Origin of the sequence: Micromonospora sp. B9E7 (assembly GCF_039871815.1) — a bacterium.
Lineage (GTDB): Bacteria > Actinomycetota > Actinomycetes > Mycobacteriales > Micromonosporaceae > Micromonospora.
Window position 1 is genome coordinate 24,028 of sequence record NZ_JBDPLX010000014.1, and the last position, 16,062, is coordinate 40,089.

Sequence of the window (16,062 nt, forward strand, 5' to 3'; positions counted from 1 at the left end):
CCGGTCGCACCCCGAGTTTCAGCCCTGACGAATGCCCTGCACCATCGAGGAACCGCTGCCCGTGCGATCCGGCCGTTGCGGCCGAGGTTGACGCACCAGCGGAACCACGTTGTCTCGCACCGGTTCGGCCGCCAGAGCCGCCGGATGTTCCCGGCCGCCGGCCGCCACGTACGCCTCGGTCAGCTTGGTCAACACCCGTTGTTCGAACTTCGGCGCGCGGATGCCCCGGAACAGCCCCAGTGCCCGGTGCAGATGCACCACCGCCTGCGTCGCGCTGCCGCGTTCGAGCGCGAGTTCGCCGAGCGCCAGCGACACCCGCGCCTCGATGAGTCGTTCACCGGCCGTGCTCGCCAGGCCCAGGGCGCTCTGCAACGCTGTTTCGGCGGCGGTCAGATCACCGGCCGTCATGTGCGCCACACCCATCCCGTGCAGCGCGTACGCCTCGCCGACCGGGTCGCCGATGTCCTGCACCACCGCCAACGCCTCGGCGAATGCGCTGGCCGCCGCGTGCGGGTCCCCGGTGTGCAGGTAGGTGTCGCCCATGCGGTGCAGCACCTGCGCCTCCACCCGACGACTGCGGGCACTGCGGCTCATCACCAGCGCCTCGGGCAGGATGGCCAACGCCTCCTGCGGATTGCCGCTCTCCATGTGCACCTGCGCCAGACTGTGCAGCACGTAGGCCGCAGCGCCCAGGTCGCCGCTGCGCCGGAAGCTGTCCAGCGCGTGCTCGTAGCGGGTGGCGGCGGCCGGCAGGTCCCCTCGGATCCGGTCGGCGAACGCGATCTGCCGGGTGACCAGCGCCAGCCCCTGCTCGTCGTCGAGGCTGCGGAAGATGGTCCCGGCCGCCTCCAGGTCGCGGCGCGCCTCGTCGAACCGCTGCTCGGCGAGGAACAGCGAGCCGTTGGAGTAGAGCATGGCTGCCTGCCCCCGGTTGTCACCCGCCGCCTTGCTGGCGGCGAGCGCGACGCGGTGGGTCTCCCGCCAGTCGTTGAGGTAGATGCGCGGCTCGAAGAGGGTCACCGCGATGTGGGCGAGCGTCCAGCACAGGTCGGTGAAGCCGGCCTGTGCGGCCTGACGGACGCCGGCGACGAGCGAGTGCCGCTCCCGTTCGAACCAGCTCAGCGGACGGCTGACCAGCTGCTCGGTCAGCCGTTGCGGCAACGACCATCGTGGGGCTTCGCTGCTGAGGATGAAGTAGGGCCCGCCGTGCAGACCGCAGTGGGCGGCCTCGGCGAGGAACAGCAGGGCACCGAGCACCCGACACAGCGCGGCGTTGCGGTCGGCGACGGTCTCCTCGGCGGCGAGGCGTTCCCGGGCGAAGACCCGGATCAGGTCGTGGAACCGGTACTGCGGGACCTGCCCCGGACCCATGCTCGTGCTCTCCACGAGCTGCGCCTCGGCGAGGTCGTCCAACAGGTCCTGGGCGTCCATCACCGGCTCGTCCAGCAGTGCGGCGCTGACCCAGCCGGAGAACGACGGCACGTCGAGTACGGCGAGCCGGCGGAAGAGCCGGCGGGCCTCCTCGGTGAGGCTGTCGTAGGTGAGCGAGATGCTGGCCCTGATGCCCATCCCGCTGTGCTTCAGCTCGTCCAGGCGTCGCGCCTCGTTGTCGAGCCGCTCGACGAGGTGCTCGACGGTCCAGTGCTGCCGTGCGGAGAGCCGGGCCCCGGCGATCCGCAGGGCCAGGGGCAGGTTCCCGCACAGGAAGGCGAGCTGTGCCGCCGCCTCGGGCTCCTGCTCGATCCGTTCCCGTCCGGCGACGTGCGCCAGCAGTTCGAGCGAGTGTTCCTCGTCGAAGACGTCGACGTCGAGGTGGATCGCGCCGGGCAGGCCGGCCAGCCGGCTGCGGCTGGTGACCAGCACGGCCGAATGGGGGGTGCCGGGCAGCAGGGGCAGCACCTGGCTCTCACCGGCCACGTTGTCCAGCACGATCAGCATCCGGCGGTCGGAGAGCAGGTCACGGTAGAGCTCGGCGCGTTCCTCCAGCACCTCGGGCATCGCGGTGCCGGGGACGCCGAGGGTCCGCAGGAAGCGTTCCAGCACCTGCATCGGGCCGACCCGCTGCGGGCTGCGGCCGTGCATGTCGGCGAAGAGCTGCCCGTCCGGGTACCGCGTCGCCGCGCGGTGCGACACGTGCACGGCGAGGGTGGTCTTGCCGATGCCTGGTTTGCCGGCGGCCACCACGATCGGCACCGCGAACTGCGTCGGGCTCTCGGCGGCCATCAACAGTTGCTGCTCGATGACGTCGATCTGCTTGGACCGGCCGGTGAAGTCGGCGATGTCCGTGGGTAGCAGGCACGGCACGGTGACCGGGATGACCGGTTCGGTGGGAGCGACGATCACCGGCGGGGTGATCGCGCCGAGGGGGATGTCGTCCACCGGCGCGACGACCAGCGCCGGCGGGACCGGCGGCAGCGGGGCGGGGGCGGTCGACGCTGCCGGGGCCGGCGCGGGTGAGATCGGCGCGGCGAGTTCCTCGTCCGAGGTGAGGATCGCGTGTTCCAGCTGTTGTAGCCACTGGTTCGGTTCGAGACCCAGCTCGTCGATCATCGTGCGGCGGGCCTGCCGGTAGACGTCGAGGGCCTCGGCCTGGCGGCCGGACCGGTACAGGGCGAGCATCAGCTGCCCGCGCAGCCGTTCGCGCAGCGGGTGCTGTTCGACCAGGTCGGAGAGTTCCGGGATGAGATCGCGGTGTCGGCCGAGTTCGAGTTCGAGTTCGACGCAGTCCTCGTGGAGGTTGATCCGCCGCTCGTCGAGGCGGTTGGCCGCTGACTGGACCAGCCGGCTCTCCAGCCCGTAGAGAGCGCGGCCCCGCCAGAGGGCCAGGGCGGCGCGAATGTGTCCGACCGCCTCGTCGACGTTCTGCGCGGAGCGAGCCCGCCGGCTGCCCTCGACGAGACCGACGAACCGGTCGAGGTCCAACGTCCCGTCCGTGACCCGGAGCAGGTAGCCCTGGGACCGGGTGACGATGGTGTCGGGGTAGTCGTGGGTGTTGAACAGCCGTCGGAGCGCCGAGACGCAGATCTGCACCTGGGCACGTGAGGTGCTGGGCAGATCGTCGCCGTAGATGGCCTCCATCAGTCGCCCCACCGGGACGACCCGGTTGGCCTCCAGTGCGAGGCTGGCGAACACGATCTGTTGGCGGTGGCCACCCAGGTCGAGTCGTCTGCCGTCGACCAGTACCTCAAGCGGCCCGAGAACCCGTACCTCCACGCGCACCTCCCCCGTGGTGACGCGACGTCGACGTCGTCGCTCGGTGCCATCCCCCCGGTCGGCTACCGATCGAGCTTCTTGACCGTGGCCTGATCGGCCCGGAGATCGAGACATCTAGATACACGACTCACCCCCCGTGTTCGTCTAGAGACTACGAGCAGTCACCACGGGTCGAGAACACGAGAAGCGTTTAGATGCCCGAAGGTCCCAGCCAAAACTCCACCTTTCGGCTAGGCAGTCATGAGAATGACACGCGTCAGACACCGCCCGGCAAGGTCCCCGTTTCCAGCAGCGACAGTAAAGTTGCCTTCTGCACCTTGCCCAGGGCATTGCGCGGCAACGATTCCACCACGTGCACACGGCGCGGTCGCTTGTGCCGGGACAACCGTTTCTCCACATAGGTCACCAGTGATCGGGCGGCCAGCGACTTTTCGCCGACGATGAACGCCACCACCTCCTGGCCCAGGTCGGCGTGCGGGGCACCGACCACGGCGACCTCACGCACCTGCGGGTGGGTGAGGAGACAGTCCTCGATCTCGCCGGCGCCGATCCGGTACCCGCCGCTCTTGATGATGTCGGCGCTGGCCCGCCCGACGATGCGATAGTCCCCCGCCTCGTCGACCGTCGCCACGTCACCCGTGCGGAACCAGCCGTCGGCGGTGAACGTCTCGGCGGTCTTCTCGGGCAGGTGCAGATAGCCGTCGAAGAGCGTCGCGCCACGGATCTGCAGCGCCCCGAAGGTCCGCCCGTCGGCCGGCACCGGCGAACCCGCGTCGTCCACGAGCCGGGCCTGCACTCCGCGTACCGGACGGCCGACCGAGCCGGCTCGCCGGGGGCCGTCGGCCCGGGTACTGAGCGTTATCAGCGTTTCGGTCATGCCGTACCGCTCGACGGGCCGGTGCCCGGTCAGCGCCTCCAACTCGGCGAAGACCGGCGCGGGCAGCGGCGCGCTGCCGGAGACCAGCAGCCGGGCCGCGGACAGCGCGCGGGCGGCGGCCGGCTCGCCGCAGACCCGGCCCCACACCGTGGGAACCCCGAAGTACATCGAACCCCGCGCCGCCGCGTACCGGGCCGGCGTCGGCCGCCGGGTGTGCACCAGCGGCGAGCCGACCCGCAGCGGCCCCAACAATCCCAGGATCAGACCGTGTACGTGATAGAGCGGCAGCCCCTGCACGAGGACGTCCTCGTCGGTCCAGTCCCAGGCGTGCGCGACCGCGTCGATGCCGGCCCGGATCGCGGCGTGGCTCAGCGACACGCCCTTCGGTGGACCGGTGGTGCCGCTGGTGTAGAGGATCAGCCCGGTCGTGGACGGTGCTGGGCCGACGCTCGACAACTCGCCACGCCGGGCCGGGTCGACCGGCATCACCGGTATCGGACAATCCGCCAGCACGGGCGCTTCCGGCTCACCGGCCAGCAGCAGCTCGGCTCCGGAGTCGGTGAGCACGTGGGCGAGTTCGGCCGCACCGGTGTCCGGCGGCACGGGAACCACCGCCACCCCGGACAGCAGGCCGCCGACGATCGCGGCCACCGTTGCCACACCCGGGCTGGCGAGCACCGCCACCGTCCCGGCCCCGGCGATGTCGGCGGCCACCCCGCCCGCGTTGGCCCGCAATGCTTCCCGGGAGATGGCATGGCCATCGACGCTCACGGCGTCCGCACGGTCGGGCCCAGCTCCGGACAACGACGGCAACAGCATGCCCCAGCCCCCTCGCGGCCGCACGAACGCAACCGAAGCTGAATCTACGGACCCACCCGCCGCCGGCCCACCCCTATTGGCCTCGAACCCCTTGACACCGGACGACCCATCCAGCGACACTGCCCGATGCTAATTCGATTTAGCTGCACACTGCGTCCATCGACCGAGCCCACTTTCGAGGACGCGCCGCCACCCACCGATGGCTTCGCCCGAAACCCGTCCGAACCAACAAATGGTGGATCCGGGCTCGGGATTCACCAGCACCACCGCCAGTGCGCGCCCGCACCAGACACGCACGTCGCGAGTGGAATGAGGCGGCGGCCCGAAACGGTCCGAATCAGACGAAGCGTCATGAGACAAAGGAGCAGGGTCGGATGAGGAGAGCGATCGGAAGACGCGGGCTCACGCGTGTGATCTCGTTGCTCACGTTCGTGTCACTCGGTGCGGGCGTCATCGCCCCCACGCCAGCCGCCGCCGCAGGCAAGCCCACGGCCGTCGAAGGCGCGACCGTCAAGAAGGATCGGCATTCGCCGACCGGCTACACCGTCAGGTTCGTCTACCGCAATCCTCAGGCCACGCAGGTCCGCCTCGCCGGGGACCTGACCCTGCTCGATGTGGGCACGGGCACCACCCGTTATCAGCCGGAAGCATGGCAGCCGGGGCGCTACCACGCCGGCGGTACCGAGTTCCTCAGGGACATGACCAGGGACGCGAAGGGATACTGGTCGGTCTCCCTCCCGCTGCACGCCGGCGGTCTCAGCTACTGGTACCGCGTCTGGGACCCGACCCAGGGCTGGGTGAACAAGCGCATCTGGGATCCTGCCTCGACGAATCCTCGGCCGCCCGGCGAATCTTCGTTCCGGGTCAGGAACAACGACGTCCTCGATGCCGTGTACGTGCCGTACGACAAGAAGCAGAACGACCCGGTGCTGCGGAAACGTGCGGATTACGAGCTGCCGCTCGCGGACCGTTCACGGCGCGGCACGGTCCAGTATGTTCCGTACACCACGATCCTCGGCGACGGTGGTCACCACCTCGGCGTCTACCTGCCGGCCAACTACGACGCCAACCGTCCCGAGCCGTACAAGGTCGCGTATCTCGCCCACGGCATCTTCGGTGACGAGACCGACTTCATGGTCCCGGCGAACGTCCCGAACATCCTGGACAACATGACGGCCAGGGGTGAGATCGAGCCGACGGTGGTCGTCACCATGGGGAACCACTTCACCGGCACCAGCCTCGGCTTCGCCTCCTACAACCAGACGAACGCCGCCGACAACCTGGTCCAGACGATCCTTCCCCTCATCGAGGAGAACTACAACGTCTCGACCGAGCGTACGGGACGCGCCTACGCCGGGTTCTCCTACGGCGGGATGACGGGCGGGGTCGTCATCAGGAACTACCCGACCACGTTCGCGTTCTACGGACACTTCTCCGGTAATCCGTCCCTCACCGCGCAGGACTACGACACCATCGCGGACGCGGTCGGGGACGACCAACTCTCCGTGTTCCTCGGTAACGGGGTCTTCGAGGGCAACCTCAACGCCCAGAACGCCATCGCGGACAACTTCCGGGCTCGGGGGTTCACCGCCGCGACGACCCAGGTCCCCGGCGCACACGACGGCATGACGGCGGGCCAGCTCTTCACCATCTTCGCGAGGGACCACCTGTGGTCCGGGGTCGACTCCGTGTCGGTGACGCCGGCGACGGCGCGCCTGACGCAGGGCTGGAACTGGACCAGGCAGTTCAACGCCCAGGTGACGACCAACGAGGGTGTGAGCCCAGCGGTGACGTGGTCGATCGACGGGGCGACCTCGGCCGGCACGACCATCTCCGCCGACGGCCTGCTCTCGGTGGCCGCCGCCGAGACCGCGCCGTCGCTCACCGTCGTGGCGACGTCGGTGGTCGACCCGACCAAGGCAGCCGCCGCCCAGGTCACCCTGACGCCACCCGGCGCGGCAGGAGTGAGGGTACGGGCGAAGGCCACACCCACGTCAGTCGTCCGTGGTGAGACGGTCACAGTCAACGTCGATGTGCGGGCCCGGTCGCCGCACGGCAAGGCCCCGAAGGTGACCGGCGAGGTCGCCGTCACCGTCGGCGGCACGACGCGGACCGTTGCGCTGTCCGGAGGCGCGGCCGTCGTCAAACTGCCGACCGCCGGACTGTCCGCAGGGGTGCACCCGGTCCTCGTCAGCTACTCCGGTGACCCGACCTACGCTCCCGCCACAGCTGACCGCCAACAGCTTCGGGTTCGCTGACCAGTCGCACGGTGGGCCGGCGACCTCCCGTCGTCGGCCCACGCCGGACGCGCTCGCTACCCGCTCCGACTCGCCATCCGCCACTGAGCCGGCTCGGGCTGTTGGGCGCGGCCCGGCGGTGACCCTCGGTCATCTCCGTGGGGGCGGATGCATCAGTGAGCGACCTGACGGGCCCCCCGCAGCCCCGACTTGAGGCAGGAATTGCCTGTCTAGGTGGGCCGATCGGCGGCCGTGTCGTCCTCGCCGTACTCGCCGCGAATGGGCAGGTAGTAGGCGGGTAGGAAGCCGGCGATGATGACGACGCCCGCGAGCGGCACGAAGGCGCCGACGAGGATGCCGGAGCCGATCCAGACCAGCGCGAGTGCGAATCGGCGGCCGATGGCGCGAATGCCGAGGGGTCCGAGGTCGGGGTCCAGCAGGTTGGCCCGGCGAAGATGGGCCCAGATGACATTGAACAGAGCTGCCGCTGTCCACAGCGTCGCACCGTAGACGACAACCGCCGTGCGCAGCCCCAGCTCCGCGCGTATCGCGTCGGCCAGCAGTGAGGTGGAGAACGGCAGGAAGGCGATGACCATCAACAGCAACGTGTTGAGGAACAGGACCGTCCGATCGACGTGCCGGACACGGTCGAACATGACGTGGTGGTTGACCCACACCTGCCCGACGAGCAGGAAGCTCAACGCATATCCCAGATAGGACGGCCACAGCGCGCCGAGACCCCGGAGGAGATGCCCGAAATCCCGCGGCGGTTGGATTTCCAGCACCAGAAGCGTCACGGCGATGGCGAATACCGCATCGCTGAACGACATCAGCCGGCCCGGCTGACGTACCAACCGACGATTGCCATTTTCGGACTCCACGCCCTGATTATGCGGAGACGAAGCCCTGTCACCGCCGAATACCGATACATCGCCTGCTGAGGAGAACTGCGCACAGCCACCACCGCGCCGACTATCCGCGCTCGTCCGACGGTTGCTCCTTCGTCAAATGCAGCAGCCAGCCCTCGCCGGTACGGATCAACGCGTAACGCCGTCGGCCGGTACGGCCGTGCAACGTGAACAGCATCCGACGGTCGGTACGGTCGTGCTCCTCCCACGTGCCGATGTCCGCGATCGACTTGTCGGCGTCCTCGTAGGTGAGGTGATCGAGGTGGTGGTCGGGCACGGCTATCGCGAGTCGGTTGTCGTCCGGGCTGTCCGGCAGGCCACGAGGGACCGCCCAGGAGCGCAGCACACCGCCCTCCTCGAGCCGCAGGTCGAAGTGCGGTCGTGGTTTGCGGTGGTGGTGCAGGACGAAGGCGGGTGCCACTCTTGCCATTGTCGGCGCTGGGCGGCTCGTTCGCCTGTCAACGCGTGGGTTGGCTGTCGTACCCACCTGTGAGGCTTCGGACCATGGCTACTTTCGTTCTGATCCACGGTGGCGGGGGCAGCGCCTGGGACTGGCACCTCCTCGTCCCCGAGCTGAGCAGCCGCGGCCACGAGGTGGTGGTGCCGGAGCTGCCGATCGAGGACAGGTCGGCGGGGTTCGCCCAGTTCTGCGAGACGGTCGTCGGCGCGATCGGTGACCGGCGTGACGTCGTCGTCGTCGGGCACTCGTACGGGGCGTTCACCGCGCCGCTGATCGCCGACAAGGTGCCGGTGCGACTGATCGTCCTGCTCACACCGATGATCCCCGAGCCCGGGGAGAAGCCCGGCGACTGGTGGGGCAACACCGGCTACCAGGGTGTGGAAGGGCTCAGCGAGGAGCAGCAGTTCTACAACGGTGTGCCGGCCGAGATCGTCGCGCGGGCCGCGGGGCACGTCCGGGACCAGGTCAGCGCCGAGGGCAGCGAGCCGTGGCCGCTGGATGCCTGGCCGGACGTGCCGACGAGGGTGCTCATCGCCCGCGACGATCGATTCTTCCCGGTGGACTTCCTGCGAAGGGTGGCCGCCGACCGTCTCGGCGTCACCCCGGACGAGATCGTCGGTGGGCACGCTGTCGCGCTCAGCCACCCGAAGCAACTCGCCGACCGACTCATCGCGTACCTGCCGGGCTGAGGACGCCGCACCGATCAACGGCGAACCTCAGTGCGGCAGTCGGGCCGGTGCCATGGCGGCCCGGTCCGGCGGTGCGTCGTCGGGACGCCCCGCCGGCCGTGGTCGTGCTCAGGAGCTACAGGTGTTGAGCATGCTCTGCAGGGCTGACTTCTCCGACGACTGCAGCGTCAGACCCCAGTTGTACTTCACGGTGATCCACATCTTGCTGTAGGTGCACCGGTACGACGACAGCGGTGGTTGCCAGGTGGAGGGGTCCTGGTCGCCCTTGGACTGGTTGACGTTGTCCGTCACCGCGATCAACTGCGGGCGGCTCAGGTCGTTGGCGAAGCTCTGCCGACGGCTCGTCGTCCACGAGTTCGCGCCGGAGCGCCACGCCTCCGCGAGGGGCACCACGTGGTCGATGTCGACGTCGGAGGCCGCCGTCCAGGTCGCGCCGTCGTACGGGCTGTACCAGCGACCGGAGGTGGCCGCGCAGGAGCTGTCGACGACGACGGAGGTGCCGTCGCGCTTGAGGACCTGCTCCCGGGTGTTGCAGCTACCACTGACCGTGATCCAGTGCGGGAACAGGTCCCGCGAGTAGCCACTGGTCGAGCCCTGCGCCGCCACCGTCAGGGCGTTGAGTTGCGACTGCGCAGTCGCCTTGGACGGGATCCCGGGCGGCGCGGCCCAACCGGGCTGGGCGTTCGTGGCGGTCAGGCCGGCCATCGCGAGCGCACTGACGGCGAGCGCGGCGGCGCGCTGCATCACGCGCGTACGGCGAGGTGCGGATCGGGTCGTCGACATGGTGGGTCTCCTCTGTGGGGGTGGAGGACAACCATCTCTGTCGCCCATGTCCATCGATCGATGCGATGCTGAAGAATTGCCGTACAGCTCTTGAGCAGACGGATCAGTTGGCAACCATCGACCGCGTGCCGAAGCGGCGCGTGCCTCCAGACTTCTCAGGCGACGGCGGCGGCCATCCGGCGTACCGCTTCGGTGATCAGCTCCGGTGCGGTGGCCAGGTTCAACCGGACGTGGCCGCCACCGCCGGTGCCGAAGGCCGTACCGGAATTGAGCGCCACCCGGCCCCGGTCGAGGAACACGCCGGCGGGGTCGTCGCCGAGGCCCAGGGCGCGGCAGTCGAGCCAGGCGAGGTAGGTGGCCTCACCGGGGTGGTAACGGACGGCCGGCAGGTGCTCGGCGAGCAGCGCGGTGAGGAGGCGGCGGTTGTCGTCCAGACCGGTCAACACGGCGTCGAGCCACTCGCCGCCGTCGCGGAACGCGGCGGTGTGGGCGATCACGCCGAGGTGGCTGGTGCTGACGCTGGCCTCGAACGGAACCCGGGCGACGTCTCCCGCCGCTGCCGGGCCGGCGATGAGCAGCGCACCGCGCAGACCGGCCAGGTTCCACCCCTTGGAAGCAGACATCAACGACAGGCCGTTCTCCGCGCCGGGCACCGAGAGGTACGGCACGAAGCGCGCTTCCCCGACCACCACCGGAGCGTGGATCTCGTCGGCGACCACTCGTACCCCATGCCGGTCGGCCAGACTGGCGACGGCGGCCAACTCGGCCGCGGTGTGCAGGACGCCGGTCGGGTTGTGCGGGTTGCACAGCAGGTACGCGGCGGGCCGGTCACCGGCCCGCGCCTGCCGGAACGCGTCCGCCAGTGCCCCGACGTCGATCCGCAGGTCCTCGCCGAGCGGCGCCTCGACGATCCGACGGTCGGCGTTCGTCACGAAATCGTAGAACGGCGGGTAGACCGGGCAGTTGACGACCACCGCGTCCCCCGGCTCGGTGACCAGCCGCAACACCTCGACGATGCCGTGCATCACGTCGGGCACCAGCGCGGTGCGCTCCACGGCCAACCCGTCCCAACCCCACCGACGGTGGGCGAACTCGGCCAGCGCCTGCGGGTACGCCGTGCCGGCGGTGTAGCCGGTGTCGCCGCGCGCGACGGCGTCGGTGATCGCCCGGGCCACCGGTTCGGCCAGCGGTACGTCCATCTCCGCCACCCAGAGCGGCAGCACGTCGTCGGGGTACTCCCGCCATTTGAGGCTCGTCCGCTGCCGGAGCTGGGCGATCGTGAGCTGGCGAAGGGGGTTCGCCGCGTCCAGGGCACCACTCGGCACACCACTCATGGCCGAAGCCTAATCCGCTGCGTTTCGGACCCGTTCGGCTACCGCCGGGCATGTCGTCGCGCCGCGCGCACTTGTTACCGTCGATGAGAGGCCACCGCGGTCGAGGAGGCATGATGATCGGTCTGGTGACCGTCGGCGCAGTCGCGGCCGTCCTGCTCGTCGGTGTCGTGGTGCTGGTCCGCAGGCCGGCCGATGTTCGTCGGGTGCTGCGATGGTCGGCCCTGGCAGTCACCGTGCTGGTCGCCGCCGCACTGACTCCGTACACCGTGGACGACTCCGGCGCCGCAGCCGCCTACCTGCTCGGCGTGCCCGTCGTCGCCGCGGTGCTGCCGGTTCTCGCGCAGCGGATCGGCCGGTTGGCCGGGGTCGCCGACGTGGTGGCCGCGCTGGGCGTCACCGGGTGGGGGCTCCTGCTCGGGCTGGGCATCGGCGTGGCGTTCCTGCCGGCGGTGGTGCTCCTGATCGCCAGCGCCGCCGCAGGCACCAGCTCACTGCGACCGTCCACCACCGCCTGACGCGCCAACCGAGCGGGACTCCGCATTGCGGATTCATCGATAGACTCGACTCACGTCACGGGGGTGGGGTATGCGTATCGGTGTATTGGGTTCGGTGGAGGTCCTCGGGCCTGAGGGTCCGGCGTCGCTGGTTCAGCCCGGACACCAGGCGATCCTCGACCGTCTGCTGCAACTCGCGAGCCAGAAACCACCCCGCGACCCGTGAGCGAAGCCCGGTGGGATGCAGTGAGCCCATCCGCGGCGTCCTGGTGGCACCGCACGGCATCCGCCCACGCCGTGGGGGATGGGGTCATCGGGTCGAGTGCCACCAGATGGGCGCCGGCTGTCGAGGTCGGCCCAGGTAGGTGACGACCGCCGGGCGTGGCAGCGGATCGAACTGATTCGCTGCCACGACCGGCAACAGCCACCTGCATTGACCAGCCTCCGTGTGCTTCCATCGATCCTGAGCGGAACGAACCAGCGTGGGGTCGATGGAGATCACATCGTTGTTCATCTATGCTCATCCTGATCCACGCCAACGGCCTACGCCCGCGCCGCCCCGCGACCCACGCGCGCCGTCGATCGCCGGTTTCCACGACCGGCCGATGCCGATTGGAGTCGTCGATGAACTGGCGTCCAACCATGGTCCCGCTGGCCGGGCTGTGCCTCGTGCTCGGCACCGCAGCGGCACCCACCGGGGCAGCCGCAGCACCCGCCGGAAACCCGCGTGCTGTCCATGTCAACGCTCACGCTGCGGCCACCGGGGCCGGTGCCACGCTCGCCAATCCGCCCGGCACACCGCCTGGCGCCTGCCCGGCGGGCACCGGGTACGGGCCACCGCTGCCGGCAAGCTCCATGACCGCGGCGAAGATCCGGAGTGGATTCTCCTTCCTCGAAGGACCCGTCTGGGTCGCGGACGGCGGCTACCTGCTGATGTCCGACATGGCGGCCGGCAGCGGGCCGTACAACGTCCAGCCGTCCACCATCCGCCGGTTCACCCCGCCGGCGACCTTCGACACGTTCCTCGCCGACGCCGGCAGCAACGGTCTGGCACTGAGCGCCGACGGTCAGCAGATCATCGCGGCCACACACGACCAGCGAAGCGTCTCCGCGTACCGGTTGAGCGACCTCACCCGCAGCACCGTCGCGGCGAACTACCAGGGCCGGGCGTTCAACTCACCGAACGACGTGGCAGTCCGTTCCGACGGCGTCGTCTACTTCACCGACCCCAACTTCCAGCGCGGCAACCGCCCGGACCAGATGAGCGGGCGTACCAGCGTCTTCCGCGTCTCCGGAGGTCAGGTGACGTTGGTCGACGACCGGCTACGCCAGCCCAACGGAATCGCGCTCTCGCCGGACGGCACCGCGCTGTACGTGGGCGCCTACTCCGAGAACAAGATCTACAAGTACGCCGTGCAGCCCGACGGCAGCACCGGCGCCCGCAGTGTCTTCGTCAACTACATCGGCGGTCCGGACGGCGTCACGATCGACTGCGCCGGCAACGTGTACTGGGCGTCGGGCGGGGACTCGCTCGTCCACGTCTACTCCCCCGCCGGCACCCAGCTCGGCACGATCCGGTCCGGCACCTCCGGCACGACCAACGTGGCGTTCGGCGGGTCCGACCGGCAGACCCTCTACGTCACCTCGGGCCCGAGGAACGACTCCGGCCTGTACAGCGTGCGGCTCAACGTCCCCGGATATCCCTACTGACGCCGACGGTAATTCACTGGCCGGCATCGTGGCCGGCTTGGTAGCGTGCGCCCAGATCCGTGACTCGGCCGAGGAGGTGGGACCCGTGAACGCAGTTCGCACGTGGTGCTCTCTCCCGTCACGGACGGGCGACTGAGGTAACCGTCGCCGGGAGCGCCCATCAGGCTGGCACTCCCGAAAGGCACCACAATGCATTCTGTCCGTTTCACCGCTGAAACCTCGTCGGACGGTGTGGTCGAACGCGACTTCCTCGTCGGCGAGATCCCGGGTGTGCTCTGGGCACCCGTGACCGGCGCCGACCATGCCCCGATCGTGCTCCTTGGGCACAACGGCGGCATGCACAGGAAGGCGCCGGGGCTCCGGGCCCGCGCCCTGCACACCGCAGCCACCTGGGGGTTCACCGTTGTCGCGATCGACGCGCCGGGGCACGGCGACCGCCCCCGTACGGACGAGGACGAGCAGGCCCGTCTGGAGATCCGGGACGCCGTGACGGCGGGTGACACCCAGCGGTTCGCGGCCGCCAGCACCCGCTTCATGGCCTCGTTCGCCGAGCAGGCGGTGTCGGAGTGGCGGGCGACGCTGGACGCCCTGCAGGCGTTGCCGCAGATCGGCCCGGACGCGCCGGTCGGCTACGGCGGGGGCATCGCGATGGGCACGGCGATCGGGGTACGCCTGACCGCGGCCGAGCCCCGGATCACCGCCGCGATCTTCGGCGGCGCGGTCCCCGTGGACGAGCCGGTGATCACGGCTGCGCGGCAGATCACCGTGCCGGTCCAGTTCCTGCTGCCCTGGGACGACGAGCACGTCGACCGCTCCTCCGGGCTCGCGTTGTTCGACGCGTTCGCCTCCGCGGAGAAGACGCTGCACGCGAACCCGGGCGACCACCGCACCGTCCGGTGGGTCGGACTGGACGAGGCGTTCCTGCCCCGTCACCTCAGCCGGGTCTGACCCGACCGGTACCGGCGCGTTCAGGGCTGCTGACCCGGCCGGTCGACGATGGCGATCCGGATCACCGCGCCGGCCGCGTGCAGCGACTCCTTGCCGTTGCGCACCACCGACATTCGGCGGCCGAGGTAGACGTGGGTGTCGCGGTCGAAGAGGAGGTCCACGTTTCCGCCGATCACGCCGGGCGTCCGGATCGCCACCGCGGGCCGGCCGGCGGCATCCACCACGCCGCCCGACAGGACGACCGCGCCGGGCTCCCGTGCCATCATCTCGTACAGCGCCGCCAGTGCTCGGGGGGGGACGTAGCCGTCGAGCATCGACCGCGCGGTGGTGTACACCATGTGCTCGCCCCCGTAGACGGCCTCTTCGTCGGCGCCTTCGGGCAGGTGCAGGTCGACCGGGTGGTCCCGGAGGTAGCGAAACAGCTCGTCCGGGTCGGAGGGCAGGTCGCCGTGGTACGCGGGCTCCGGGAACACGTCGAGTTCCTTGGTGGGGTCGGCCGGATCGTCCAGGCGGAGCACCTGCAGATCGCTCCACCCGTTCGGCTCGGATTCCAGTCGGTGTCGTCTCTGCGTGTGCGCCACGCCCCCGGCCGACTCCCACCGCTGCACCCGCGAATTGGTGTACGGGCCGCTGTCCGGCAGGTCCCGGAACGTCGTCACGGATTCCGTGAAGACGAACTGATCGGGTCGAGCGGTGAGTTCGGGCTGCTGGCGGGCGGCATCGGCGGCCATCCGGAGGATCTCCGAGGCGCTGGCCGTGGGCGGCGGACGGTCACCCACCCTCATGGTCTGGACCACCAGGCCACCGACGGTCAGCGTGACCGCCAGCCCGAACGCGCCGGCCACACGCCAACCGGGAAGGAACCGCCTACGGCGTCCGGCCGAACGGGCTGCCCCGACCTCCTCGGCGCGCCGGCTGACGTGGGCCGTCAGATCGGTGAGAAGTTGTTCTTCGAAACCGCGCGGTGGTTCATCGATCTTGTGCACAGCGTCATCTCCGTCTCATCAGGCGAGGGTGGTGGCCGGGCGGGCGAGCACGGCGCGGACGACGCGACGGGCACGATGCAGGCGGACCCGGGCCGCGACCGGGGAGATCCCGAGCACGGTCGCCGCCTCCGCGACAGTGAGGCCGTCCACGGCGACGAGTTCGACGAGCGTCCGGGTGCCCTCGGGCAGCTCGCGCAGTGCCCGATAGGTCCGGCGAGCCGCGGACTCGGCGTCGATCCGTTCCTCGATGCGGGCAATGTCGTCCGGGCCCAGGTCCCGTCGTCCGGCCAGTCGGCCGGACACCCGCAGCCGTAGAGCCGCCCGACGCCGCTCGTCGCCGATGACGTTGCGGGCCACCCCGAACAGCCAGCCGACCTGGCTTCCCCGGTCGGGCCGGTAGCCGCCCGCGGATTCGATCACCGCCAGGAACACGTCGGCGGTCAGGTCGGCAGCCAGGTGCGGATCGTCGACCCGTCGCGCCACGAACCGGCTCACCGCCTCCAGGTGCCGCCGGTAGAAGACCGCGAAGGCCGCCGGGTCGACGCCGATGCCGCAGATGTCACCCTCCGCTGGGCTGGGGTCATTCACAGGCCGTCCTCTCTGG

General features: G+C 70.0%; 13 protein-coding genes. 5 read left to right on the forward strand and 8 right to left on the reverse strand.

The features are described 5' to 3' along the window. Nucleotides 1-18: 18 nt before the first annotated feature. Nucleotides 19-3,213, reverse strand: a complete 3,195-nt coding sequence (locus tag ABGB10_RS21685) for a BTAD domain-containing putative transcriptional regulator (protein WP_347662715.1) — start codon at nt 3,211-3,213, stop codon at nt 19-21. 256 nt (nt 3,214-3,469) lie between these two features. Further along, complete coding sequence (locus ABGB10_RS21690; RefSeq protein WP_347662716.1) at nt 3,470-4,909, reverse strand: AMP-binding protein; 1,440 nt, start codon at nt 4,907-4,909, stop codon at nt 3,470-3,472. Nucleotides 4,910-5,319: 410 nt separating this feature from the next. Here ABGB10_RS21690 and ABGB10_RS21695 point away from each other — a divergent pair, with 410 nt between their 5' ends. After that, nucleotides 5,320-7,167, forward strand: a complete 1,848-nt coding sequence (locus ABGB10_RS21695; RefSeq protein WP_347662717.1) for an Ig-like domain repeat protein — start codon at nt 5,320-5,322, stop codon at nt 7,165-7,167. Between the two features lie 209 nt (nt 7,168-7,376). Here the strand turns inward: ABGB10_RS21695 and ABGB10_RS21700 are convergent, their stop codons facing one another. Both ABGB10_RS21700 and ABGB10_RS21705 read right to left on the reverse strand, forming a co-directional pair. Next, nucleotides 7,377-8,027 (reverse strand): TMEM175 family protein, encoded by a 651-nt coding sequence (locus ABGB10_RS21700; protein WP_347662718.1) that lies wholly within the window; start codon nt 8,025-8,027, stop codon nt 7,377-7,379. A 91-nt stretch (nt 8,028-8,118) separates the two neighbouring features. Beyond that, a complete protein-coding gene (locus ABGB10_RS21705; RefSeq protein WP_347662719.1) occupies nt 8,119-8,484 on the reverse strand; it encodes a DNA polymerase ligase N-terminal domain-containing protein in 366 nt (121 codons plus the stop codon). A 74-nt stretch (nt 8,485-8,558) separates the two neighbouring features. Between ABGB10_RS21705 and ABGB10_RS21710 the strand changes: the two genes are divergently transcribed. Continuing rightward, entirely contained in the window at nt 8,559-9,203 is a 645-nt protein-coding gene (locus ABGB10_RS21710; RefSeq protein ID WP_347662720.1) for an alpha/beta hydrolase, read from the forward strand. Nucleotides 9,204-9,311: 108 nt separating this feature from the next. Here the strand turns inward: ABGB10_RS21710 and ABGB10_RS21715 are convergent, their stop codons facing one another. Next, nucleotides 9,312-9,986: an HNH endonuclease family protein gene (locus tag ABGB10_RS21715; RefSeq protein ID WP_347662721.1), complete on the reverse strand. Its 675-nt coding sequence runs from the start codon at nt 9,984-9,986 to the stop codon at nt 9,312-9,314. Between the two features lie 155 nt (nt 9,987-10,141). Further along, nucleotides 10,142-11,320 (reverse strand): aminotransferase class I/II-fold pyridoxal phosphate-dependent enzyme, encoded by a 1,179-nt coding sequence (locus tag ABGB10_RS21720; RefSeq protein ID WP_347662722.1) that lies wholly within the window; start codon nt 11,318-11,320, stop codon nt 10,142-10,144. A 113-nt stretch (nt 11,321-11,433) separates the two neighbouring features. Here ABGB10_RS21720 and ABGB10_RS21725 point away from each other — a divergent pair, with 113 nt between their 5' ends. The 3 genes from ABGB10_RS21725 to ABGB10_RS21735 all read left to right on the forward strand — a co-directional run bounded on the left by ABGB10_RS21725 (nt 11,434) and on the right by ABGB10_RS21735 (nt 14,472). Next, nucleotides 11,434-11,835, forward strand: coding sequence for a hypothetical protein (locus ABGB10_RS21725; RefSeq protein ID WP_347662723.1), 402 nt, complete (start codon nt 11,434-11,436; stop codon nt 11,833-11,835). A 603-nt stretch (nt 11,836-12,438) separates the two neighbouring features. Next, nucleotides 12,439-13,524 carry an SMP-30/gluconolactonase/LRE family protein gene (locus tag ABGB10_RS21730; protein WP_347662724.1) on the forward strand — a complete coding sequence of 362 codons (1,086 nt, stop codon included), beginning with the start codon at nt 12,439-12,441 and terminating at the stop codon, nt 13,522-13,524. A 189-nt stretch (nt 13,525-13,713) separates the two neighbouring features. Beyond that, complete coding sequence (locus ABGB10_RS21735; RefSeq protein ID WP_347662725.1) at nt 13,714-14,472, forward strand: alpha/beta hydrolase; 759 nt, start codon at nt 13,714-13,716, stop codon at nt 14,470-14,472. Nucleotides 14,473-14,492: 20 nt separating this feature from the next. Here ABGB10_RS21735 and ABGB10_RS21740 read toward each other — a convergent pair whose 3' ends face one another. Both ABGB10_RS21740 and ABGB10_RS21745 read right to left on the reverse strand, forming a co-directional pair. Next, entirely contained in the window at nt 14,493-15,458 is a 966-nt protein-coding gene (locus ABGB10_RS21740) for a CU044_5270 family protein (protein WP_347662726.1), read from the reverse strand. A gap of 18 nt (nt 15,459-15,476) precedes the next feature. Further along, nucleotides 15,477-16,046 carry a sigma-70 family RNA polymerase sigma factor gene (locus tag ABGB10_RS21745; protein ID WP_347662727.1) on the reverse strand — a complete coding sequence of 190 codons (570 nt, stop codon included), beginning with the start codon at nt 16,044-16,046 and terminating at the stop codon, nt 15,477-15,479. Nucleotides 16,047-16,062: the final 16 nt, after the last annotated feature.